Origin of the sequence: Bradyrhizobium sp. LTSP849, assembly GCF_000938255.1 — a bacterium.
Taxonomy (GTDB): domain Bacteria; phylum Pseudomonadota; class Alphaproteobacteria; order Rhizobiales; family Xanthobacteraceae; genus Bradyrhizobium.
This window is the reverse complement of the sequence record NZ_JYMR01000052.1, coordinates 196,717-220,530: the sequence shown is the minus strand read 5'-3', so window position 1 is coordinate 220,530 and position 23,814 is coordinate 196,717. Positions and strand designations below refer to the sequence as shown.

Here is a 23,814-nt window from a genome sequence, read left to right as displayed (position 1 = left end):
CCAAGGTTTCCAATATGGCCAACACCAATGAACTCCCCGTCATCGCGCTGACCCCCGGCGATTGCACCGGCATCGGCCCGGAACAAATTGCGCGCATCCTCTCCGACGACCGGCTCGCGGATGTCGCGCGTCTCGTCGTGGTCGGCGATGTCCGCGTGCTCGACATGGGCATGGAACATGCCGGCGTGAAGCTGAAGATCGAGCGGATTGCCTCGCCCAAGGCAGCCAAATGGCGCCGCGGCACGGTGCAGCTCGTCGATCTCGGCAACACCGACCCCGCCAAATTCCCGCTCGGTAAGGCCAGCGCCGAATCCGGTCGGCTGACCGGCGAGACGCTGTCGCGCGCGATCGATTTCTCCAAGGACGGCGAGGTCGACGCCATCTCCTTTGCGCCGCTGAACAAGCGTGCGATGTTCGACGGCGGCTGGAAGTTTCCCGACGAGCACAAAATGTTCGCGAGCCTGCTCGGGCACAAGACCTACTTCTCCGAGATGAACGTGCTCGATGGGCAATGGATGTCGCGGGTCACCGGGCATCAGTCTTTGCGCGAGGCGCTGGACGGCATCCATCCGGCGAGCATCACGGAATCGATCGAGCTGGTTGACCGCATGATGCGGAAGGCCGGCGTTGCCAAGCCGCGCATCGCGGTCGCAGCCCTCAACCCGCATGCCGGTGAGGGCGGCCTGTTCGGCCGCGATGAGATCGAGATGATCCGACCCACCGTCGAAGCCGCCGCCAAGACCGGGATCGCCTGCACCGGGCCGTATCCTGCCGATACCGTCTATGTCCGGGCTTTTGCCGGCGAGTTCGACAGCGTGGTCGCGATGTATCACGACCAGGGCCAGATCGCGACCAAGCTGCGCGGCTTCAACCGCGGCGTCACCGTCACCGCGGGACTCGAGACCGTCTTTACGACACCGTCGCATGGCACGGCGTTCGATATCGTAGGCCAAGGCGTGGCCAAGACCGGCGCGCTTGAGAGCGCAGTCCGCCTTGCCGCGCAACTGGTATCGATCAAGGTCAAGGAGGCCGCCTATGCAAACTGATCGCAGGACCCTGCTCCAGGCGGCGGCCGCGCTTCCGCTTGCCACCGTCGGCACCGGTGCTGCCTTCGCGGAGACCCCGGCCGCGGCCCCCGCGGCCGCGCCACCCAAGGACGTCACGCGCGCGCTCGCCCATTATCTGGTGACTGCGAGCTATGACGATCTGCCGGCCAATGTCCGGAAAGAAGGCGTCCGCACGCTTCTCAACTGGGTCGGCGTCGCCATCGGCGGCTCGCATCACGAGACCGTCGATATCGCGGTGTCCGCGCTCGGCCCGTTCTCCGGTCCGCAGCAAGCGTCGCTGTTCGGACGGCGGGAGCGGTTCGACATCATGAACGCCGCTTTCATCAACGGCGTGTCGAGCCACATCTTCGACTATGACGACACCCATCTGAAGACGATCATTCATCCCGCAGGCCCTGTCGCCTCGGCGATCATTGCGCTGTCGGAAATGCAGCCGGTCTCTGGCAAGGAATTCCTGAACGCACTGGTGCTCGGCGTCGAGACCGAGTGCAGGATCGGAAACGCGGTCTATCCGAACCATTACGATGTCGGCTGGCACATCACAGGCACGGCCGGCGTGTTCGGCTCCGCTGCCGCCGTAGGCAAGCTGTTGAAGCTGAACGAGCAGCAGATGACCTGGGCGCTCGGCCTGGCCGCGTCCCAGCCTGTGGGCCTGCGCGAATCCTTCGGCTCGATGAACAAGAGCTTTAATCCGGGTCGCGCCGCCTCAAGCGGCATCTTCGCGGCCATTCTGGCCTCGAAGAATTTCACCTCGTCCGACGCGATGATCGAGGCCAAGCGCGGTTGGGCCAACACGATCAGCACCAAGCAGGACTACAACGAGATCCTGGGCGATCTCGGCAAGCGTTACGAGGCCGCGCTCAACACCTACAAGCCATTCGCCTGCGGCATCGTCATGCATCCGGCGATCGATGCCGCGATCCAGCTCCGCAACGAGAACAAGGTGACCGCGGACCAGATCGAGCGTGTCGACCTCAAGGTTCATCCGCTGGTGCTGGAGCTTACCGGCAAGAAGACGCCGCGCCAGGGTCTCGAAGGCAAGTTCAGCATCTATCATGCGGTTGCGGTCGCAATCGTCGAGGGCGCCGGCGGCGAAAAACAGTTCAGCGACCGCGCCGTAACCGATCCGACCATCGTCGCGCTGCGCTGCAAGGTCGTCCCGGTTATCACGCCCGGCATCAAGCCGGAGCAGGTCGATCTCACCATCGTGCTCAAGGACGGCCGCAAGCTTAACCGCTACATCGAGCACGCCATCGGCAGCGTCGAGGTGCCGATGACGGACAAGCAGCTCGAAACCAAGTTCTCCGACCTTGCAGAAGGCATCATTCCCACAGCGATGATCAGGCGTGTCATGGATGCATGCTGGAACGTCGAAGGTCTGGCCAGCGCAGCCGAAATCGCCAAGATGTCGGTCTCATCCTGATTCTGGAGTCACTTGGAATGCCGTCACGCCGCCGTCTCCTTCAATCCGCCGGCTCGATTGCCGCTCTGGCTGCAACCGGCGGCCGTACGACCTTGGCGGCAGGGCCCGGCGTGACTGAGCGTCTCGCCCGCTACATGGTCGCCGCACGCGATCAGGAGCTGCCCGAACAGGTGCTGCGCGAATGCAAACACCGGATTCTCGACACGCTCGGCGCGATGGTGTCGGGCTCGCGGATGAAGCCGGGCGAGATGGCGCTGAAATACGTGCGCGCGCTTGGCGGCGACGCGCAGGCCTCCGTCGTCGGCTCCGACTTCCGGACCACCGCGGTGAACGCGGCGCTGGCCAATGCGATGTGCGCTCATGCCGACGAAACGGATGATTTCGAGCCGGTCACCAAGGCGCATCCGGGATGCTCGGTGGTGCCCGCCGCGCTCGCCTTCGGTGAGCGGGAACATCGCAGCGGGCAGGATGTCATTCGCGCCGTCGCGCTCGGCTACGATTTGACCTGCCGTCTGCTGATGGCGCTGGGTCCGGATCTTGTGCGCGGTTCGCATCGGAGCGCCGAAGGGACGTCGTCGACCTTCGGTGCGCTGGGGGCTGCCGCCTCGCTGGCGCAGCTCGATGAGAAAGGGATGCGCTACGCGATCTCCTATTCGTCGCAGCAGGTTGCGGGCTTGTGGAGCTGGGTCAAGGATCATGACCACATCGAGAAGGCGTTCGACTTCGCCGGCATGGGTGCGCGCAACGGCGTCATGGCCGTCGACATGGTGAGCAACGGCCTGACCGGCGTCGACGACGTGCTCGATGGCACCCACAATCTCTTCATTGCGCTCTCGACCGATCCGAAGCCGGAGGAGATGGTGAAGGATCTCGGCAAACGCTTCTATGTTACGGAAACAGCGATCAAGACCTTCTCGGTCGGCTATCCCATCCAATCGCCGCTGGATGCGATGCTGACGCTGCGCAAGCAGCACGGCCTGACCCCGGACAATGTGCGCGGCATCCTGGTCAAGCTCCCGACCGACGCGATGGGGATCGTGGGCGAAAGTGCGATGCCCGACGTCAATTGCCAGCATCTCGTGGCGGTCGCGCTAGTCAAGGGCGCCGTCTCGTTCAACGACAGCCACGACGTCGCGCTGATGCATGATCCCAAAATTCTCGCTCAGCGCGACAAGGTGACGCTGGCGGGCGACAAGGCGCTGATGGATCCGGCGGCGCCGCGCGGTGCTGTCGTCGAGGTGACATTGAGCGATGGCAAGAAGGTGGAGCACTTCACCAAATATCCGCCGGGCACCAAGGAAAACCCGCTGAGCACGGAAGCCGTGGCGGCCAAGACGCGGGACCTGATCGCGCCGGTGCTTGGCGCCGACAAGGCCGAGAAGCTGATCGCGCAGATCAGCGATCTCGAACGGCTTGACGACGTCGCAAAGTTGAGGCCATTGCTGATCGCGTGATGCGACAACAAACAACAAGACAAACATCGAGGCAATGCCCATGCGCGGGGTTCTCCGTCGCTGCTTTCTTGCCGCCTGCGCGGCCATTCTGTTCTGCGGCGCCGCGGTAGCTCAGGATTACCCCGTCCGTCCGGTCAAGATCATCGTGCCGTTCCCGGCCGGCGGATCCAACGACATCATCGCCCGCATCGTCGCGCAGAAGCTCGCCGAGCGATCGGGGCAGACCTTCATCGTTGAAAATCGTGGCGGCGCCGGCGGCAATATCGGCGCCGAGGCGGTTGCGAGCGCGGAGGCGGATGGCTACACGCTGTTGTTGACTGCGCCGCCACCGCTGACAATCAACGCCTCGCTCTACAAGAAGCTGCCGTTTGATCCGGCCAAGGCCTTTGCACCGGTGGCCTTGGTCGCTTCCGTTCCGATCGTGCTGGTGGTCAATCCGTCAGTGGCCGCGAAGAACGTCGGCGAGCTGATCGCGCGCGCCAAGGCCAAGCCGGGTACGCTGAATTTTGGCTCGTCCGGCATCGGGTCGACCAATCATCTCGCGGGGGAGTTGCTCAAGACTATGGCGGGAATTGATATCGTGCACGTGCCCTATCGGGGTGCGGCGCCGGCGATGAATGACCTGCTCGCCGGGCAAATCCCGTTCATGTTCGACAACATGCCGGCGGTGCTGCCGCAGGTCCAGGGCAAGGCCATCAATGCAATCGCGGTCGCCGGCGCAAAGCGCGCGGACGCGCTGCCCGGCGTGCCGACGGTTGCCGAAACCGTGCCCGGCTTCGAGGCGTCGTCCTGGTTCGGACTTGTGGCTCCAGCAAAGTCGCCCGCGCTGGTGCTTGCCAAGCTGAGCAGCGAGCTCGAAATCATCTTGAAGATGCCGGACGTCAAGAAGCGGCTTGCCGAGCTCGGCGCCGAGCCTGGGACTGTCTTCGGTCCTGCATTCGGGCAATTCATGACGGACGAGACCACGAAATGGGGCAAGATCATTCAGGCCTCGGGCGCTACGGTAGATTAGGCGGGATGGCAGCGTCATGGATTTGAACTTGGGCGGCAAGGTTGCCGTAGTCACCGGCGGCAGCACCGGCATCGGCCGGGCGATTGCCGCCGAGCTCGCGCGTGAGCAGGCGCATGTCGTGATCGTCGCGCGCAACGCCGAGCGACTATCGGCGGCGGCGCTGGAGATGTCGCGCGAGACCGGCCGGCGCGTGATCGCCTGTGCCGGCGACATGACCAAGCCCGACGATATCGCCCGTGCAATGGAGACCGCGCGCGATGCCTTCGGCCGTATCGATATCCTCGTCAACAATGCCGGGGCCTCACCGATGGGCCGGATCGCGGAGACCCCGGACGCGATTTGGGCCAAGTCGATCGAGCTGAAACTGCTCGGCTACATGCGTTGCGCGCGCGACGTGTTGCCGGCGATGCGCGACCGTCGCTGGGGCCGCGTCATCAACATCATCGGCCGCAGCGGCCATCAGCCGCGCGCGGCCTATCTCGCGGGCGGAGCAGTCAACGCGGCGCTGCTGAATTTTACGCTGGCGCTTGCCGAGGAATGCGCGCCGGATAACGTGCTGGTCACCGGCGTCAATCCGGGCCCGGTGCAGACCGATCGCTGGGACAGCCTGGTCTCGCAGGGCGCGGCGATCGCGGGGCAGGATCGCGGCGCTGCGAATGCCGCGGCAATCGCCTCGGTGCCGCTCGGCCGTGTCGGGCAGCCGCACGAGGTGTCCGGCCTTGTTGCTTTCCTCTGCTCCGATCGCGCATCTTTCATTACTGGCACCTGCATCAATGTCGATGGCGGTGGAACGAGGTGTATCTGATGGTGAGCGAACTGCGGAAAATCGGTGTCAGCGACGATTGCGAGCTCGCGGTTCGCATCGACGATTATCTGCTGCCATGGGACATCAGGCCGCCGGTCGTGATGCTGCACGGGCTTGCGGAAAGCGGCGAGGCGTTCCGGCGCTGGGTGCCGTATTTCGCCACGCATCATCTCGTGGTGCGTCCCGATCTGCGTGGCTACGGCGATTCGACGCCGATGCAGGGCGACTATGTCTATCGTTTCGCGGGGCTCGGCGATGATATCATCCGGATGCTGGACGCGCTGAAGCTCGATCGCGTGTTCCTGGTCGGCGGCAAGATCGGTGGTACACTGGCGATGCATCTTACGGCGAAGCACCCGGATCGCGTGATCGCGACCGCAGCGGTCGGTGCGCCGGCCTCTCTGACCTCTTTTAATGAGCGGGCGCCAACCTGGCGCAAGCAGATCCGCGAGCAGGGTGTCGAAGCCTGGGTGCGGGAGACCACCGCCGGCCGCCTCGGCTCGTCGCTGCCGCCGGCAGCGCTCGATTGGTGGATCAAGCTGATGTCGAAGACCAAGGCCTCGACGCTCGAGGCGTTCCTCCAGATGGTGCCGACGGTCGACGTGACCGGCGAATTGCCTGCTATCAAACGCCCGACGCTGGTCATCACCACGACGGGCTCCGGACTTGGCAGTGTCGACTCGGTGAAGGCGTGGCAGGAGACGATTCCGGGCTCGAAGCTCGAAGTGCTGCCCGGCGATTCCTACCACGTTGCTGCAACCGACCCCGACGTCTGTGCGCGGAAGGTGCGGGAGTTCTTCGATCGTGTCGCGACTTAAGACGTAGCAGACGGCCATTGGCCTGCGCGGCGTCTGGCTCTAAGAATAGCCTAGGAAACGCCTGCCCAAGCCAGGGAACAAGAACATGACAAAAACAACTCGACGTAACGTGCTCACCGCCGCCGCCGCGATGACCGCTGCGGGTATCGCAGATAGCGCTCCAGCCGCGGCTCAGGCGGGCCCGAAGCCGATGTTCGCGGTGCCGATGATCTCGATCCCGATCGTCGGCGAGACCAGCGTGTTCCAGGTGCGCCGCATCTACTGCATCGGACGCAACTATGCGGCGCACGCGATCGAGCGCGGCTCCGACCCGAACCGCGAGCCGCCGTTCTTCTTCCAGAAGCCGACCGACGCGATCCAGAACGTCGCGGTCGGCGAGGTCGCCGATCATCCCTATCCATCGCTGACCAAGAATTATCATCACGAGGTCGAGCTGGTCGCCGCGCTGAAATCCGGCGGCAGCAACATTCCGGCGGAGAAGGCGCTTGACCACGTCTATGGCTATGCGCTCGGTCTCGACATGACGCGGCGCGACCTTCAGAACGGCATGGCCGCGGAGAAGAAGCCGTGGGAGATCGGCAAGAGCTTTGACCATGCCGCGGTGATCGGCCCGATCCACCCCGCGAGCAAGACCGGCCATTTCGACAAGGGCGCGATTTCACTGGCGATCAATGGGACCGTCAAGCAGAGCTCGGATCTCAGCAAGATGATCTGGAGCGTCGCCGAGCAGATCGCAAAGCTGTCGGAAGCGTTCGAGCTGAAGGCCGGCGACATCATCTATTCCGGCACGCCGGAGAATGTCGGGCCTGTGGTGAAGGGTGACGTGCTCTTGTGCAAGCTCGAGGGCTTGCCGGACATGTCGATCAAGATCGTCTAAGCAGTTCTAGGTGCAGATGTTGCGGCATGTTGTGATAGCCACGTTGAGCCTCGCCTTTGCCGTCGCCGGCGCAAAGGCCGAAGGCGCGAGCGACATTGCACCCACGGGATCGCTGCGCGTGGCGATAGCCGTTGGGCCCGCGGCGTCGGCGTTCTGGAGCACGCGCGATCCGGCGACGGGCAAGCCACGCGGTGTCACCGTCGAGCTCGCCAAGGCCGCCGCGGACAAGCTGCACGTTCCGCTGCAACTCGTCGAATACCGGAGCTCCGACGAGATTGCCGCAGCGAGCGGCAAGGACGTCTGGGACCTCTCCTTCATGCCGGCGGATGTCAAACGCGAGCCGTTCGTGGACCAGGGGCCGGCTTATGTCGCGTATATGAGCGGCTATCTCGTGCGCGCGGGCTCGGACATCCGCTCCGTTGCCGATGTCGATCGCGCTGGACGACGGGTCGGCTGCATCGAAGGAACGTCAACGTCACGTACGGTCGAGAAGTCGCTGAAGCAGGCCAAGCTGACAAAGTTCGTGAAGCCGGAAGAGGCGGCCGAACTGATCGGCAAGGGCGAGCTCGATGCGCTCGCGATGGGCATGGGTGCGTTGGAGGATCTTTCGCGAAAGCTGCCGGGAACGAAGGTGCTGGACGAAGTCATCCAGTCGACCGGCGTGGTCGTCGTCGTTCCCAAGGGCAAGGGCGTGGCGAAGGCCTGGGCCGCGCATTTCCTCGATGAGGCCAAGGCGGATGGCACGGTGCGCCGCGCGCTCGATGGCGGTGGATTTACCGCCGACAAGGTCGAGCCGTAGCGTTTCGCGCCTTACGCCGCTGCCTTTGGCCGCAGCCGATCGACTGTTCGCGCGATCAGCGCAGCGACCTCCTGAACTCTCGGACCGATGCGAAATTCCGGACCGGCCACGACAACCGAGAGCCTGCGGCCGCCGATCGGCAATGGGATCGCCGCGCCGGCGAGATCGCGGCTGTAATCGCCAAAGCTCTGGCAGAAGCCGCGGTCGATCGAATTACGCAGCTCCGCTTCCACCGCATCGATGCTGATCGGCGTCGACGGGCCGTATTGCTTGAACTCGATCTTGCGGTAGACGGAGTCGCGCTCTTCTTGCGAATATTGCAGCAGCAGCGCGCGGCCGCTGGCGGTGGCGTGGATCGGCACGCGGTGGCCGATGGTCGCGAAATAGCGGATCGCGGCCTGGGATTCGACGACGTCGATAAAGACAGCCATCACGCCGGCCGGCGCCACGATCGAGGCGGTCTCGCCCGTTTCCGCCGAGAGATCAGCGACCAGCGTGTGCGTCCAGGGCGGCAGCGGCTCGACCTCCGAGATCATCTGCGCCATCGCCAGCAATCGCGGAGTCGGATAGAATCCGGCGCGCGGTCGCGGCTCATAGAGATAGCCCTTCTCCGACAGCGTCGCGAGCAGGTTGAAGGTCGACGAGCGCGGCCAGCCGAAATGATCGGCGATTTCCGCAAGCGTCGCCGGCTTCCTCGTTTGCGCGAAGAATTCCATGATCTCCAGGACGTTTGCAGCTTGGCGAACGATCATGATGGGTCCCGTCTGGCGCGACGCGCGATCTCTCTACGGTTGGCCGAGGATTTTCTTCGCGGCGCGAAGATGTGGCTTGTCGATCATCTGGCCGTCGAGCCGCAGCGTGCCGGAGTTTGGATTGTTCGCGAACGCCGCGATCACCTTCTCCGCCCAGCTGCGCTCGGCTTCCGTCGGCTCGAATGCCGCATTGACCACGTCAACATGTTTGGGGTGAATCAGCGCCTTCGCCGAGAATCCGTCGCGCCGCGCGGCGCGTGTTTCCTGCTCAAGACCTGTCAGATTGTCGATGTCGGTATAGACGGTGTCGATCGGAGCAACTTCGGCAGCAGCCGCCGCCATCAGGCAGAGATCGCGCGCGAGGCGATAGGGACTGTGGAATACGCCGCCCGAAGCCTTCTCGGTGGCGCCGAGCGACGCGGAGAGATCTTCCGCGCCCCACATCAGGCCGGCGAGGCGAGGGGAGCAACCTTTATAGCTGCCGAGTCCGAAGATTGAGCTGGCGGTCTCCGTCGCGACGCAGACGATACGCGTCGCACCGACCGTGATGTCAGACGCAGCTTCCAAAGCTTCCAGCCAGGTCGCGACCTGCCGCACATCGTCGCCGCCTTGCGATTTCGGCAGCACGATACCGTCGGGTTTGCCCGGCATCACCGCGGCGAGGTCGGCGAGCGTCATGCCGGTGTCGAGCGCGTTGACGCGGACATAGAGCTGGTGGGGGCCGCGAGAGCCCTTCAGCATCGTCAGTGTCAGCCCGCGCGCCTCCGCCTTCTTCTCGGTGACGACGGAATCCTCGAGATCGATGATCAGCGCGTCGGCCTTGCCTTCGCTCGCCTTCTCGAATTTACGCGGGGAGTCGCCCGGCACGAACAGCATCGAACGCATCAGACCGGCCTCTTGTGCATCATCGCCATACGGCGGCATTTGCCGACGATGTCGTCGTTCTGGTTCAAGGCGTGGTGTTCGAACTCGACGATGCCCGCCTTGGGGCGTGATTTGGATTCCCGTAACGAAAGCACCTTCGTCGTCGCCCGCAACGTGTCGCCATGGAAGACCGGTTTTGGGAAAGTGACGTCGGTCATGCCGAGATTGGCGACGGTGGTGCCCATGGTCGTATCATAGACCGTCATGCCGATCATGATGCCGAGGGTGTAAAGGCTGTTGAAAATGCGCTGGCCAAACTCGGTCTGGGCCGAGAAATGCGCATCGATGTGCAGTGGCTGCGGATTGAGCGTCAGCAGGCTGAACATGGTGTTGTCCATCTCCGTGACGGTCCGGGTCAGCGGATGCCTGAACTCCTGGCCTACGGAAAATTCCTCGAAATAAAGTCCGGCCATCGCGGTTTCCTCCCTGTGTCCTGCGATTTGGCTGGCGCTGCGCTTAGGGCGGCGCCGCCAGGTGAACTGCCTTCTGCTCTGCGAGCTTTTCGATCTCCTCAGTCGAGAAGCCGGCCTCGGCCAAAATGTCGCGGCCGTGCTGGCCGAGCGTCGGCGCGGGGCCGGCCGGTTCCGGTTGGGTCACGCTCCAGGTCGAGGGCACGCGCATCTGGCGGATGCGGCCTTCCACGGGGTGATCCACCGTCCTGAAGAAGTCGATTGCCTGGAGATGCGGATCCTCAAGGATCGTTTCCAGCGTATGCATCGGCATCACCGGAATATCGGCGCGTTCCAGCAGTTCGCGCCACTCCGCGGTGGTGCGGGTGAGGAAGATGTGGCCGATTTCCTCGTAGATCTCGTCGATATGTTTTGTGCGCGCGGCATGGTTGGCAAAGCGGGGCTGCTGCAAAAATTCCGCCCGGCCGATCGCCTCGAAGAAGCTGCGCCAATGCTTGTCGTTGTAGACGAGGACGCAGAGATAGCCGTCGCTGGTCTTGTAGGGTTTTCGATAGCGCGAGAGCAGGCGGGCATAGCCGCCATAGTCGAGCGGCGGATCGTAGGTGAGCCCACCGAGATGATCGACCAGCACGAACTCCGTCATCGATTCGAACATCGGCACGTCGATGCGCTGGCCGATGCCTGTGCGGCTCTGATGCATCAGCCCGCCCATGATGGCGTTGACCATCATCAGGCCGACAATGCGGTCGGCGATGGTGACGGGAACGTAGCGCGGCGTGCCGTCACCGGCGGCCGCGAGCAACGTGGGAATGGTCGCCGCGCCCTGGATCAGATCGTCATAGGCGGGCTTGGCGGCATAGGGACCGGACTGGCCATAGCCGAACGCGCCGACATAGACGAGGGCGGGGTTGATCGCGGCCAGCGTCTCGTAGTCGAGGCCGAGCCGCGCCATCGCCTGCGGGCGCACATTGTAGACAAGTGCGTTGGCGCTCTTGGCCAGCCGCAGCAGCGTGTCGCGGCCCTCCGGTTTTTTCAGATCGAGCACGATGCTGCGCTTGCCGCGATTGGCATTGAGGAACATCCCGCCCATGCCGGGCGTGCGCCCGGGGCCGATCTGGCGAACGATATCGCCCTCGGGGCTTTCGACCTTGATGACCTCCGCGCCCATGTCCGCCAGCACCTGGGTGCCGTAGGGGCCCATCAGCACGGAGGTCAGGTCGAGAATGGTGAAGCCGGCAAGCGGTCCCATGGGGCCTCGTGGGATGAATTCATATATGTGGAGTTAGAATTCATAAATGGCGCGTGTCAATTCGGGATGACGCTTTGCGACGCATAGCTCCATGCATAGTTCATATACTTGACAGATAAATTCACATATATGTACGTTTATCTCAAGCAAGAACTGGAGTGAGGGCCGGACGGCAGGCAGCAGCAGGCTGCCGCCTTCGGCGTGGGGACGCGTCAAGGAGAAGCCAATGAAGACGAATCTGGTCCGGGTTGCCGCACTGCTCGCGCTTTCGCTGCCGGTCTCGACACTGTCGGCGCAGGCGCTGGAGCTGAAGGTCGCCGACAGCTTCCCCGCTGGCCACTATCTCGTCCGCCTGATGCTCAAGCCCTGGATGGACGACGTCACCAAGCGCACCAATGGCGCGGTGACCTTCACCTATTATCCGAACCAGCAGATCGGCAAGGCCGCCGACATGCTGCGGCTGACGCAATCCGGCGTGGTCGATATCGGCTACATCGGCCCCTCCTATGTCTCCGACAAGATGCCGCTGTCGGAAGTCGCGCAATTGCCAGGCGCGTTCGCGACCAGCTGCCAGGGCACGCTCGCTTATTGGAAGACCGCGCGCGAGGGCGTGCTGGCCAAGCAGGAATATGCATCCAACAAGATCAAGCTGCTGATGGCGGTGGTGCTGCCGCCCTATCAGGTGTGGACCGTCAAGTCGAAGGTCGAGACCACCAAGGACATGCAGGGCCTGAAGCTGCGCACCACCGGCGGCGCGCAAGATCTCACACTGCGCGCGCTCAATGCCGTGCCGGTGCGCATGGCCGCGCCGGACGCCTATGAATCGCTGTCGCGCGGCACGATGGACGGTCTCTTGTTCCCGCTCGACAGCGTCGTGGCCTATGGCCTCGACAAGCTGGTCAAGCACGCCACCGAAGGCGTCAGCTTCGGCAGCTTCATCGTGGCCTATTCCATCAACCAGTCGGTCTGGGACAAGCTGCCCGACGACGTGAAGACCGCGATGAATGAGGCCTCCGAAGCGATTACGCCGCAAGCCTGCGCCGGCGTTGAAAAAGAAGGCGAAGTCACCAAAAAGCAGATGCAGGACGAAGGCGTCAGCTTCGATCCGCTGCCGGAAGCTACGCGCGCCGAGATGAAGGACAAGCTCAAGGGCGTCGGCCAGGAATGGGCCAGCGGTCTCGACAGCCGCGGCAAGCAAGCCTCCGCTGCGCTGAAAGAGTTCGAAGGCTTGCTCGCCGCCGGCAGCAAGTAATTCGGGATCGGAACGGGGGAGGCGCGCAAGGTGATCAAGCGGGCAGGGGATGTGCTCGGCGCGCTGGAGCGCGCGCTGACAGTGATCGCGGTCGTGTTCATGTTCGTGATCATGATGCTAGTCGTGACCGACGTGTTCATGCGCTATGCGCTGAACCGTCCGTTTTCCTTCACCTATGATCTGATCGGGCTCTATCTCCTCGCCGGCGTGTTCTTCTTCACGCTGTCGGATGCCTTGCGCGAGCATGTCCATGTCGGTGTCGACATTCTGCTGTCGCGCTTCTCGCCTACCGGGCGCCGTCTGTCCGAGATCATCACGGCGCTCGCCGGTCTGTTCGTGTTCGTCCTGATCTGCAAGGTCGGATTCGAACGCGCGCTGGAGAATTACGAGCAGCATGACGTGCTCTCCGGCGCCATTCCCTGGCCGACCTGGATCTCCGCGGCGCTTGTGCCGCTCGGCTGCGGCGTGCTGGTGCTGCGGCTGTCGCTCCAGCTCATCGGCAATGTGCTGAGCCTTGTGAGCGGTCGCGATCTCTATCCGTTGCCGCCGGTCACCGGCGTCGGCGAAGCGCGCGGCTTTGAGTAACGGCGGATATCCATGACACCTCTCATCGTTCTCGCTCTTCTGTTTGGCCTGCTCGCGCTCGGAACGCCCGTCGGCTTCGCCATGGCCTTTTCCGGCTCGGTTGGCCTCGTCATGGTCGGCGGCTTCCCGACACTGTTCGGCATCCTGGAAACGGCACCGCTTTCGACCGTATCGTCCTATGAGCTGATCACCATCCCGATGTTCCTGCTGATGGCGGATCTCGTGCTGCTGTCGGGTGTCGCAGACGATTTGTTCAAGACGGCCTCGGCCTGGGTCGGCCGCGTTCCCGGCGGGCTCGGCATGGCGACGGCGCTGGCCGGCGCCGGTTTTGGTGCGATCTGCGGCACCTCGACGGCATCAGCCGCGACGCTGTCCTCGACCAGCCTGCCGGCGATGATCCGCCAGGGTTACGAGCCGAAGATGGCCGCAGGCGTCGTTGCGATCTCCGGCACGCTGGCGATGCTACTGCCCACGAGTGTGGCGCTCGTCATCTTCGGCCTGCTCGCCGAGGTGAATATCGGCAAGCTGCTGATCAGCGGAATCATTCCGGCGATCCTGGTCACCTTCACCATCATGGCCACGATCTATTTCCTGGTCTGGCAGGATCCCTCGCGCGCGCCGACCGCGAAATCGGTGCCGTGGCGGGAAAAGTTCGCGCTGCTGTGGCAGGTCTCGCCGATGGTGGTGCTGTTCTCGATCGTGACCGGCACGATCTATCTCGGTGTGGCGACACCGACGGAGGCTTCCGCCTTCGGTGCGTTCGGTGCCTTCCTGCTCGCGATCGTCAAGGGCAAGATCACGCCGTCCTCGCTCTACAAGACGCTGCTGCGCGCCAGCCACGGCACCTGCATGATCATCATGATCCTGGTCGGTGCCTCGATCTTCGGCTACTTCTTCACGCTCACCCATGTGACGCAAGACCTCGTCGCCTGGGTCGGCTCGCTTCCGGCCTCGCGCTGGGTGATCATCACGCTGATTCTGTGCGGCTATATCGTGCTCGGCTCCTTCATGGACCAGATCGCGATCCTGGTGCTGACCGTGCCGATCGTGCTGCCGCTGATCAAGACGCTCGGCTTCGACCCCATCTGGTTCGGCGTCATCAAGATCGTCACCGCCGAGGTCGGCATGATCACGCCGCCAGTGGGGCTGAACTGCTTCATCGTCGCCCGCTATGCCAAGCGACCGGTCGCTGAAGTCTTTCACGGCACTTTCCCGCACTTCATTGCGCACCTGTTCGTGATTGCGATTCTGGTGGCGTTTCCCTCGATCATTCTCTGGCTGCCCTCGCAGATGGGGCGCTAGGGTCGGAGCCCTCGCGGCTCCCAATAAGGAGATCAACAACATGGATTTCGCGCTCACCGATCAGCAGGAAGCCATTCGCGACGCCATCGCAAAAATCTGCGAAGGCTTTCCCGACGCCTATTGGCTGAAGAAGGACCACGACGGCGGCTTCCCGCACGATTTCCACAAGGCGCTGGCAGATGCCGGCTGGCTTGGCATTTGTGTGCCGGAAGCCTACGGCGGCTCCGGTCTCGGGATCACCGAAGCGGCGATCATGATGCGCACCATCGCTGAATCCGGCGCGGGCATGTCCGGCGCCTCCGCGGTGCATATCAACGTGTTCGGGCTCAACCCCGTCGTCGTGTTCGGCACCGAGGAGCAGCGCAAGCGCATGCTGCCGCCGATGGTCGAGGGCCGTGAGAAGGCGTGCTTCGCCGTCACGGAGCCGAACACCGGTCTCAACACGACGCAGCTCAAGACCCGCGCGGTCGCCAAGAACGACCGCTACATCGTCAACGGCCAGAAGGTCTGGATCTCCACCGCGCAGGTTGCGCACAAGATCCTGCTGCTGGCGCGCACCACGCCGCTGGAGGAGGTGCGTTCGCCCACGCATGGCCTCAGCCTGTTCTATACGGATTTCGACCGCAAGAAGATCAAGGTCCACGAGATCGAGAAGATGGGCCGCAAGGTCGTCGATTCCAACGAGCTGTTCTTCGAGGATTTCGAGATCCCGATGGAGGACCGCATCGGCGAAGAGGGTAAGGGATTTCAGTACATCCTCGAAGGCATGAACCCCGAGCGCATCCTGATCGCGGCGGAAGCGGTGGGCCTCGGTAAGGTTGCGCTGTCGCGCGCCAGCGAATATGCCAAGACACGTGTCGTGTTCAACCGCCCGATCGGCAAGAACCAGGGCATCCAGCATCCGCTCGCGGTGAACTGGGTGGAGCTCGAGGCCGCCTGGCTGATGGTGATGTCGTCCGCCTGGCAGTACGACAAGGGCATGCCCTGCGGCGCTGCCGCGAACGCCGCAAAATATCTGGCGGGCGAAGCCGGATACCACGCCTGCGAGCAGTCGGTGATGACCCATGGTGGCTTCGGCTATGCCAAGGAGTTCCACGTCGAGCGTTACATGCGCGAGAGCCTGATCCCGCGCATCGCCCCAGTCAGTCCGCAGCTTGCGCTGAGCTTCATCGCGGAAAAGGTGCTCGGACTGGCGAAGTCTTATTAGTCTTCGCGCAGACCGTTCGGCAGGATCGACGATGCTTGGAGACACCACGCCGATCGATTTTTCCGGCCCGATCCGGGAGGGCGACCGCGTCGTGTGCGGGCAGGCGACGGCGGAGCCGCTGACGCTGACCGAAGCGCTGGTTGCCCAGGCTGAGCATCTGCCTGCGTTTCGGGTGATGGTCGGGCCGATCTTCTCGCAGACGTTCTCCGCGGCCTGCGCGCTTAACATCTCGTTTCAGAGCTACGGCGTGATCGGCAATGTGCGGCGGCTCGCCAAGGCCGGGCGGCTCGACGTGATCCCAAGCAACTACAGCGCCTTCTGCGCCGACTTCGCCTTGGGACGCCACAAGGCGGATGTCGTTCTGGTGCAACTCGCGGAGTCCGGCGACGGCCGGCTGAGCGCGAGTCTTTCCAACGACTATGTCATCGGTGCCGCACGCGGTGCGCGCATGGTGATTGCCGAGATCAATCCGGATGCGCCTTGGACGTTTGGCGCGGAATGGCCCACGGACGTGCCGATCCATGTGCGCATAGCCGCTCGCCGTCCGCCGGTTGAATTGGCGTCGCCGCCGCTCGATGACATCTCCCGGCGCATCGCCGCGCATGCGGCCAGCCTGATCTCCGACGGAAGCACGCTCCAGTTCGGCGTCGGCCGGATTCCGGACGCGATCCTATCGTCGCTCTCGCATGTACGCAATCTCGGCATCCATTCCGGCCTGATCAACGACGCCGTCGTCGATCTGATCGAGCGCGGCGCGGTGACGAATGCGGAGAAGGGGATCGATGCCGGGATCACGGTCACCAACCAGGTGATTGGCACGCAGCGGCTATACCGCTTCGTGCATGAGAACAAGGCGGTTGCGGTGCGACCGACGTCCTATACGCACGGCCAAGGCGTGATGGCGCGGATCAACCGGCTGGTCGCGATCAACTCGGCGCTTCAGGTCGGGCTCGATGGCAGCGTGAATTCCGAGACGCTGAATGGGATTGCAATCGGCGCCATCGGCGGGCAGCTCGATTTTGTGCGCGGCGCCAATGCATCTCCGGGGGGAAGGGCGATCATCGCGCTGCCGGCGACGGCCTCGGACGGCACCAGCCGGATCGTCGCTGATGTCGAGACCGTGACGACGCCGCGCGCCGATGTCGATGCCATCGTGACCGAATGGGGCATCGCCGAGCTGCGCGGCTGCGGCCTTGCCGAACGCGCACGCCGTATGATCGCAATCGCGGCGCCCGAACACCGCGACGCGCTGTCGGCTCGGCTCCGCGGCTCTTCGCGCTAGCTCAGTTCATCATCGCGAGCGTCGGACGCTGGCTCTCGCTGGAGCCGATGATCCCGGGGAGATCCGTCGCTTCACCGGCGATCATGCCCGACATCTGCCAGAACAGGTGAGCCAGGCGGGAGAACACCAGCCGTTCGCGCTCGGCAGGAACGGTGCCGTCGGGGATCGTCACGGTTTCCAGGCCGACCACCTTCTTGAAGTCCGGCCAGATCGTCATCGACTGCGCGATGACGGAGTAGCAGCGCGGATCCTCATCGCTCTCGTCGGGTGCCGGTGGCAGGCCCGGATATTGCACCGGCGCCGCGTAGAATTTGTAGGCGCCATAGCCGAGCTGGAGCAGGAATTTTTCGGAGACGGCGACATCGTTGGCAAAGGATACCAGCCGCGCCTCGCTCAGCACGTCGGGGTCGATCGCGCTGAGGTCGGACGCGCGTAGCGCGGAGCAGAAGGCGAGCTCGCGATGGTGTTCTCTGAGCAAATTGGCCAGCGGCTGCTGCTGTTGCACGGTGTCGGTGAGCAGGATGATGGTCTTGAGCATCTGTGATGTCCCTCAGGGGAAGAGGTGGCGAGCAGTCATGACCGCATCGTCGGATGCGTGGGCGGCGAAGAAGTCGTTGGCGATACGCTGTCCCGGTGCGATCTCCAGGATGCGGTAACGCGCCAGCGCCGCGGCGTCGCGCGCGGCGCCGACGTCGTCCTGCCAGGCGCAGAGCGACAGCTCCAGCCGACCGTAGCCACCGCAATCGGTGGCGTAGGCGCCGGTCACGGCCTCCACGGTGGCGGCGACAGCGCCCGCGTCGCTGGCCGAGATATCGCGCAGAATCACGGAGATGCCGTTGCTGGTCTCGGCTTTCGACGTCATCACCATAAAGGCATCGCGGGCGCCGGTGCGGCCGGCGCGGCGGGGCGCGCGAACGAGGCCTGCGAAGGCCGGATCAGGCCCGAGCTCCAGCGTCGTCGTCTGCTGGTCATGCAAGATCGTGGCACGCATTGCGCCGAGATCGCCCTTCAGCGCGTGATAGGATCGCGGCAGCCATACGGTGTCGAGCGGCACCTGCGACGAGGTCAGGCTCCAGGCCTGGTCGAGCAGATAGCCTTCCCAGATCGCAGGGTAAGATGCGGCGAGCTGCTGCCAAGTGCGCAGCAGCATCTCGGCGCCCTTGGAGCGGCCGAGATAGAGCGTGCGTGCCGACATCTCCCAGCGGTTCCATTTGTGGAGCGCGACATCGCAGCCGAGGAACGACGGCAGCAGTGGCGGCTCGCGCAGCACGGCGCCGGCCTCCACGAACAGCAGCGGCTCGCGGTACTTGTTCCACATCCGCAGCATGAACTCGGCTTTCTCGAAGCAGAGGATGCGGTCGCCGAGCTGGGTATCGATCGGCTCGATATGACAGGCGAGGTCGAACCGCTCGAGCGAGTGCCGGAGTGCGAAGGCCGCAGTCGCGTCGCCGCCGCGCGGGTAGCAGGAGACGATCCGCGGGCGAACAGCCGACTTATCGGCCGCAGCGAGGAACTTCGACCAGCCGATGCCGCCCCACCACATCTCATGCGGGCCATCGGCGCCGCAGGGGCCGACGGTGCCGAACTCGGTCAGCTTGGACTTGAGGAAATCGAAGCCGGGATTCTCGCTGAAGGGAATGACGACGGCACAGCCGGGATTGAGCGAGCGGTAGAACAACTCGGCCGCCGCGCCGCTTGGCGGCTCCTTGAGGATGATGATGCCGCTTCGCCGTCCGTCGGTGTTCTCGTCCAGCGTCGGCGCGCCGTACTGGCCGATCAGCCAGCTCAGGCGATCGTGTTGGGCCCGGCCGAGCCGGATGCCGCCGGCTTGCAGCAGACGATCAAGGTTTGCGTGCGTCCCGTCCGTCAATTCTGTGCCCCCTCGCGTCGCCAGCGCTCGGATTCCAAACCTTGGATTCCAGCCTTGGACTTCAACGGCCGGGGCGACGTGATCAGGCGCACTATTTGAGGCTGGACCCGAGCGGGGTAATCGCGACCGAATAGACGGCGAAGTCCTGCGTCATCGGGGCGACCGGGATCAGCAGGCAGGCGTCCTCGTTCTCGCTGCGATAATGCGCGCCGTTCCGCTGTACACCGGCATGGACCAGGCTCTCGGCGGCGATGCTGGTCACATCCTGGCTCTCGGTGGCGTCGCGGACGTCGTCGCCAGATTGGATGGTCACGCCATGAAGCAGGCCCTCCGGGGCGAATTTCGGCAGCGGGAGCGCGATCGTGGCGATGCCCATGGTGCGCAAGAGGGGAATGCGCAGGTGCAATTCGCCGAGGCCGGTGCGGTGGACGGACACACTCTCGAGTGCCGCTTCGCCATTTGCGCGGAACAGACCGATCTGAACCGCGCCGCAGGGGCTTTCTTCAAAGACATTCGCGGGCAGGCGGTTGGCGCCAAACAGCGTGTAAAGATAGGCATGGGACGGCGACAGGCGGGCAAAGCTGCCCGCGAGCCACATTGGCGGTGCAGCCGACGCGCAGGCGGCAGACAGGCCGCGGGCGGTGATCTGATTGCGGACGAAGTCGACGTCGAGCATCGGCGCCAGCGCATGCGTGCCGAGATTGACGTCATGCTTCAACTCGCCGAGCAGCGCCAGCTCGTCCTCGTCAGGCAACAGCAACAGCCGCGCCAGCGTTGCCGTGCACCAGCGTGCGGCGATTTCGGGCGCCTCATAAGGGCTGAGACAGAAGTCGAGCGCGACATCCTCGGCGCTGTCTGCAAAGGCGACGGCGCCGGCCTGGATCTCCGCGGCAAGCGCGATCTGGCTTGCCGGGCGCGGATTGATCTCACGCAACACCTGGTCGCCGTCATAGTCCCGGACCGAGCCATCGGCGGAGCAGCAGATCTGTTCCAGGAGCGCGATGTTGCGGATCAGCATGCGCTTGATGTGTGGTGTCACCACGAAGTCCGAGATGAAGCCTGCCGCGGTGTCGTCGTCGGCGACATCGTCGAACGCGTCGTCGAGCGAAATTAGATAGGCGCCGTGGAGGCGGATCTTGAGGCCCGCCAGGTCGAAGACGCGGCGCAACGCCTTCTGCACGCTGCCGGAATAACCGAGATCGGCAAGCACAAGGTCGGTACACTCGTCGAAACCGGGGATCGTGTGGCGCAGATAGGCAAGCAACCGCGCGCGCAAAGCCGCGGCAAGCTCGACAATCTGGCTCGCGTCCATCAGGTCGGGCAGCGCCTCGGCGATCTCCGGACCAGTCACGATGCCGTCGGGCGACGTCGCGAAGAACGCGGCGACCTCCGGCGGCAGGATCTTGATCATGTCGCGGAACGTCGGCGCATCGATCTTCAGGATCTTGGCGAGAAGATCGACGAGTGGTTGCATGGTATCGGCCGAGGCGATCAGGCTGACGCGCCGGTTGATATCGAGATAGGCCGATGTCGTCCCGTGCAACTCCTGCCAGATCCGGTGTGGCAAAAAGCCGTCGCGGCCGAGGAAGGCGAGGGCGACCTTTCGGCCCGGGCCCGCGACCTCCTCGCAGCCCCTAGCGATGAAGGCGTCGAACGCCGTCATCACCGGGCCGATCACGGTCATGCCAAGGTGAAAGGCGGGCGACCTCTCGGCGTTGCCCGCGGCGGCCATGCGCCGCAAGGTGCGCGCGCCGTGATCGAGCCGCGACGGAGCGCCCGCGCATAGGAGCTCGAACACCGCAGTCTCGCGCTGGAATTTCGACGCGAGCTGCGGCGTGGCCTGCGGATAATAGCGCGGCCGAATGCCATGGCGCTTCGCGCCCCTGATGTCGGCCTTGTCGTTGTCACCGACGTGAAAGGACGCGCTCGCGTCGATGTCCTGCTCGGACAGGTATTTGGCGAACAGCGCCTCGCCCTTGCCGCTGCCGTGGTCGCAGGATGCATACAGGAAGTCCCACGTCAGCCCGGGGCGGCAGGCCCGCAACAGCCGCGCAAGTCGATCGGAATCCCAATAGGTGTCGGAGATGAATCCGACGCGGTGGCCGGCGCGCTTCATGTCTAGATATTGCCGAAGCATGTCCGGGTTGGCGCGGCAGAGCTCGAGCTCGGCCGAAAACTCTGATTCGGCCAGGTCGTTCAGATCGCGGCGTGCGAGGCCGAACAGCCTGAACGGAAAATAGGAATAGATTTCATCGATGTGGACTTCGCTCGCACCGCGCTTGTCCTTCGCGGTCTTGCGCGCGCGTGCTTCGGCCTGGATGCGATGCTGAATGAAATTCGCGGAAACATTTGGACAAGTTCTTGAAATGCCAGAAAGCTCGTAAGTCCTTTCAAATACGCCATCTGGTGTCGTGCAGGCGCGCAACAGAAATGTATCGAAAACATCGAACGACCAAGCAGAAACAATTTGCGCGCGGCGCTCGAGGCCGGTCGTTGCGATCGTCATGCCAAGATTCCCCGCCCATCAGAGCGATTAACGTTCGTATTCGCCATGTCAGGCGCCACAACGACGAAAAAAGTTCACGCGCGATTCAAAAACGCATTCGTTACGACTGACAGATTCAAAAAAATCGCTAGGTTCGAAAAAGGTGATTCGGAAAAAATTGCCGAGTGCGGAAGTCGTCTCGCGTTCATTCACATTCGGAAACAATCGCTTCTTGATGCGCTGCGCGCGTGTCGCGTTTGGTCACCTAGTGCCGCGTAATGTCAGCGTTTTCTCTCACGTACATCTGTTCAGGATGGATGATCCGCCATGGCGCGAGACGATGTGATGATTGCAGGTGTGACGCGCGAGAGAAGCGCGCAGTCGGCAATTATTGCCCGATGCTCGGCAAAAGATACCGGCTAACATCTTGAAAAATAACAAAAATTCTCCGCCTGGATTGTTTTGGCCCCGCGTTCAACGCCTGGAAGCCGTGTGGCATGTGCGCCGCTGGCATTGCGGGTTGGAGGTTGCGGGATGAGTTACGCTGCTGATGTCTGGGCTCCCGCCGAGGCCGAGATCACGACGACGGTGCCGGCTGAAGAGATCGTGCCGGTGATGCCGTCGGTGCCGCTCGCGCCGGATTGCACGCCGGTCGCCGCCGAAATTGTCTTCGACGAAGACAGCGAACTCCTGGACAGGCTTGCCACCGGCGATGAGGCGGCGTTCCGCATGCTGGTCGAGCGCCACATCGATCGCGCCTACGCAATCGCGCTGCGCATCGTCGGCAACGCGGCGGATGCCGAGGACGTGGTGCAGGACACCATGCTCAAGATCTGGAGCCATCGCGGACGCTGGCAGCACGGCCGCGCCAAATTCTCGACCTGGCTCTACCGCGTCATCTCCAATCGCTGCATCGATCTGCGCCGCAAGCCGCGCACCGAGAATGTCGACACCGTGCCGGAAGTCGCCGACGGCCAGCCGGACGCCGCTGATATCATCGAGCGCAACGAATTGAACAGCATGCTGGAGCTCGCGATGCAGCGCCTGCCCGAGCAGCAGCGCATCGCGGTGATCTTCTCGTACCACGAGAGCATGAGCAACGGCGAGATCGCCCAGGTGATGGACACCACGGTGGCCGCCGTGGAGTCGCTGCTCAAGCGCGGGCGCCAGCAGCTTCGTCAACTCCTGCGCAAGCACGAGCGCGACATCCGCACCGCGTTTACCGATTGCTAACCATAAAATTGGCCCTGCGAAAATTTTCGCGCCTGATCTCCTTGCGCTCCATCGTTTGAGCGAACGGACGGGGCTGCGGTCCGCGTCGTCAATCGTCTTCAACGATGCGGCACGTGATGCCCATCAGCACAGGAGCCTCCAATGCCCGCAATTTCCACCAACACCGCGGCGAACTCCGCGGTCCGCTACCTCAACATCAACTCCGCGCAGGAGAGCAGCGCGCTCGCCAAATTGTCGAGCGGCTCGCGCATCACCTCGGCCTCCGACGACGCCGCCGGTCTCGCGATTTCCACCCGCATCTCGTCGGACGTTACCACCCTCCAGCAGGCCGCGACCAACGCTTCGCAGGCGACCGCGATCCTCCAGACCGCCGATGGCGGCGCCTCGAACATCTCGGACATCCTGGCGCGCATGAAGTCGCTGGCCTCCGAGTCGGCGTCGGGCACCACCACCGACTCCAGCCGCACCTACATCCAATCGGAATTCTCGCAGCTCACGAGCGAAATCGATTCCATCGCGACGGGCACGCGCTATTCCAGCCAGAGCCTGCTCGACGGCACCAGCGTGTTCTCCTCGGGCGTCTCGGTCCTGGTCGGCTCCTCCGGCTCCGACACCATCACGATCACGCTGTCAAGCCTGACGGCGTCGACGCTCAACGTGTCCTCGCTCGACGTCACCACACTGTCGGACGCGGCCTCGGCGCTGGACACGCTGGACTCCGCGATCGACACTGTCTCGGCCGCCCGCGCCAGCATCGGCGCGCAGGAATCGCGGTTCAACTTCTCGTCCGACTCGATCTCGACCCAGACCGAGAACCTGCAGTCCGCGAACTCGGCGATCAAGGACGTGGATATCGCGTCCGAGCAGGCCACGTTGTCCTCGGCCGAAGTGAAGACCCAGGCCGCGGTGTCGGCCGAATCCGCGGCGAACCAGATGCCGCAGTACCTGCTCAAGCTGCTCGGCTAAGGCGCGGGGCCTGACGAACGTCCTACCGGGCCGGCTTGATGC

Annotated in this window: 22 protein-coding genes; 15 read left to right on the top strand and 7 right to left on the bottom strand. The window is 63.9% G+C overall.

What is annotated here, in order from left to right; translation table 11 throughout:
* The first annotated feature begins 14 nt into the window (after window positions 1–14).
* The 8 genes from UB31_RS31790 to UB31_RS31755 all read left to right on the top strand — a co-directional run bounded on the left by UB31_RS31790 (window position 15) and on the right by UB31_RS31755 (window position 8,255).
* Window positions 15–1,046, top strand: coding sequence for a PdxA family dehydrogenase (locus UB31_RS31790; protein ID WP_045013673.1), 1,032 nt, complete (start codon window positions 15–17; stop codon window positions 1,044–1,046).
* Window positions 1,036–2,490: an MmgE/PrpD family protein gene (locus UB31_RS31785; protein ID WP_045013672.1), complete on the top strand. Its 1,455-nt coding sequence runs from the start codon at window positions 1,036–1,038 to the stop codon at window positions 2,488–2,490. Before UB31_RS31790 ends, UB31_RS31785 begins: the two co-directional genes overlap by 11 nt.
* Before the next feature lie 17 nt (window positions 2,491–2,507).
* Window positions 2,508–3,944 (top strand): MmgE/PrpD family protein, encoded by a 1,437-nt coding sequence (locus UB31_RS31780; protein ID WP_045013671.1) that lies wholly within the window; start codon window positions 2,508–2,510, stop codon window positions 3,942–3,944.
* A 40-nt stretch (window positions 3,945–3,984) separates the two neighbouring features.
* Window positions 3,985–4,956, top strand: coding sequence for a Bug family tripartite tricarboxylate transporter substrate binding protein (locus UB31_RS31775; RefSeq protein WP_045013670.1), 972 nt, complete (start codon window positions 3,985–3,987; stop codon window positions 4,954–4,956).
* 16 nt (window positions 4,957–4,972) lie between these two features.
* On the top strand, window positions 4,973–5,761 hold the full coding sequence (locus tag UB31_RS31770; RefSeq protein WP_045013669.1) for an SDR family oxidoreductase: 789 nt from the start codon (window positions 4,973–4,975) through the stop codon (window positions 5,759–5,761).
* The gene (locus UB31_RS31765) at window positions 5,761–6,579 is read left to right on the top strand and encodes an alpha/beta fold hydrolase (protein ID WP_045013668.1); all 819 of its coding nucleotides are present in this window, start codon (window positions 5,761–5,763) and stop codon (window positions 6,577–6,579) included. Before UB31_RS31770 ends, UB31_RS31765 begins: the two co-directional genes overlap by 1 nt.
* A gap of 85 nt (window positions 6,580–6,664) precedes the next feature.
* On the top strand, window positions 6,665–7,456 hold the full coding sequence (locus UB31_RS31760) for a fumarylacetoacetate hydrolase family protein (protein ID WP_045002010.1): 792 nt from the start codon (window positions 6,665–6,667) through the stop codon (window positions 7,454–7,456).
* 43 nt (window positions 7,457–7,499) lie between these two features.
* A complete protein-coding gene (locus UB31_RS31755) occupies window positions 7,500–8,255 on the top strand; it encodes a transporter substrate-binding domain-containing protein (protein WP_245306102.1) in 756 nt (251 codons plus the stop codon).
* Window positions 8,256–8,266: 11 nt separating this feature from the next.
* Here UB31_RS31755 and UB31_RS31750 read toward each other — a convergent pair whose 3' ends face one another.
* Genes UB31_RS31750 through UB31_RS31735 form a run of 4 tightly spaced genes read right to left on the bottom strand, consistent with a single transcriptional unit; the run spans window position 8,267 to window position 11,590 of the window.
* A complete protein-coding gene (locus UB31_RS31750) occupies window positions 8,267–9,007 on the bottom strand; it encodes an IclR family transcriptional regulator (protein ID WP_045002013.1) in 741 nt (246 codons plus the stop codon).
* Between the two features lie 33 nt (window positions 9,008–9,040).
* Window positions 9,041–9,892 carry an HpcH/HpaI aldolase/citrate lyase family protein gene (locus UB31_RS31745; RefSeq protein ID WP_045002237.1) on the bottom strand — a complete coding sequence of 284 codons (852 nt, stop codon included), beginning with the start codon at window positions 9,890–9,892 and terminating at the stop codon, window positions 9,041–9,043.
* On the bottom strand, window positions 9,892–10,371 hold the full coding sequence (locus UB31_RS31740; RefSeq protein ID WP_349509926.1) for a MaoC family dehydratase: 480 nt from the start codon (window positions 10,369–10,371) through the stop codon (window positions 9,892–9,894). The genes UB31_RS31745 and UB31_RS31740 overlap by 1 nt, the downstream gene beginning before the upstream one ends.
* Before the next feature lie 16 nt (window positions 10,372–10,387).
* A complete protein-coding gene (locus UB31_RS31735; protein WP_045013666.1) occupies window positions 10,388–11,590 on the bottom strand; it encodes a CaiB/BaiF CoA transferase family protein in 1,203 nt (400 codons plus the stop codon).
* Between the two features lie 226 nt (window positions 11,591–11,816).
* Between UB31_RS31735 and UB31_RS31730 the strand changes: the two genes are divergently transcribed.
* The 5 genes from UB31_RS31730 to UB31_RS31710 are packed head-to-tail and all read left to right on the top strand — an operon-like array spanning window position 11,817 to window position 17,218.
* The gene (locus tag UB31_RS31730) at window positions 11,817–12,842 is read left to right on the top strand and encodes a TRAP transporter substrate-binding protein (RefSeq protein WP_045013665.1); all 1,026 of its coding nucleotides are present in this window, start codon (window positions 11,817–11,819) and stop codon (window positions 12,840–12,842) included.
* Window positions 12,843–12,872: 30 nt separating this feature from the next.
* Window positions 12,873–13,427, top strand: a complete 555-nt coding sequence (locus tag UB31_RS31725) for a TRAP transporter small permease (RefSeq protein ID WP_156175644.1) — start codon at window positions 12,873–12,875, stop codon at window positions 13,425–13,427.
* Window positions 13,428–13,439: 12 nt separating this feature from the next.
* A complete protein-coding gene (locus UB31_RS31720; protein ID WP_045002019.1) occupies window positions 13,440–14,729 on the top strand; it encodes a TRAP transporter large permease in 1,290 nt (429 codons plus the stop codon).
* Window positions 14,730–14,769: 40 nt separating this feature from the next.
* Complete coding sequence (locus tag UB31_RS31715) at window positions 14,770–15,936, top strand: acyl-CoA dehydrogenase family protein (RefSeq protein ID WP_045013664.1); 1,167 nt, start codon at window positions 14,770–14,772, stop codon at window positions 15,934–15,936.
* A gap of 31 nt (window positions 15,937–15,967) precedes the next feature.
* Window positions 15,968–17,218, top strand: coding sequence for an acetyl-CoA hydrolase/transferase family protein (locus tag UB31_RS31710; protein ID WP_045013663.1), 1,251 nt, complete (start codon window positions 15,968–15,970; stop codon window positions 17,216–17,218).
* 1 nt (window position 17,219) lies between these two features.
* On the opposite strand, the gene UB31_RS31705 is transcribed toward UB31_RS31710, so the two are convergent.
* The 3 genes from UB31_RS31705 to UB31_RS31695 form a co-directional block, all read right to left on the bottom strand.
* The gene (locus UB31_RS31705; RefSeq protein ID WP_045013662.1) at window positions 17,220–17,756 is read right to left on the bottom strand and encodes a hypothetical protein; all 537 of its coding nucleotides are present in this window, start codon (window positions 17,754–17,756) and stop codon (window positions 17,220–17,222) included.
* A 12-nt stretch (window positions 17,757–17,768) separates the two neighbouring features.
* Window positions 17,769–19,088, bottom strand: a complete 1,320-nt coding sequence (locus tag UB31_RS31700; RefSeq protein WP_045013661.1) for a hypothetical protein — start codon at window positions 19,086–19,088, stop codon at window positions 17,769–17,771.
* Between the two features lie 91 nt (window positions 19,089–19,179).
* A complete protein-coding gene (locus UB31_RS31695) occupies window positions 19,180–21,594 on the bottom strand; it encodes a hypothetical protein (RefSeq protein WP_045013660.1) in 2,415 nt (804 codons plus the stop codon).
* 513 nt (window positions 21,595–22,107) lie between these two features.
* Between UB31_RS31695 and UB31_RS31690 the strand changes: the two genes are divergently transcribed.
* Both UB31_RS31690 and UB31_RS31685 read left to right on the top strand, forming a co-directional pair.
* Window positions 22,108–22,806: an RNA polymerase sigma factor gene (locus tag UB31_RS31690; RefSeq protein WP_045002025.1), complete on the top strand. Its 699-nt coding sequence runs from the start codon at window positions 22,108–22,110 to the stop codon at window positions 22,804–22,806.
* Between the two features lie 141 nt (window positions 22,807–22,947).
* Window positions 22,948–23,772, top strand: coding sequence for a flagellin (locus tag UB31_RS31685; RefSeq protein ID WP_045002027.1), 825 nt, complete (start codon window positions 22,948–22,950; stop codon window positions 23,770–23,772).
* The last annotated feature ends 42 nt before the right edge of the window (window positions 23,773–23,814 follow it).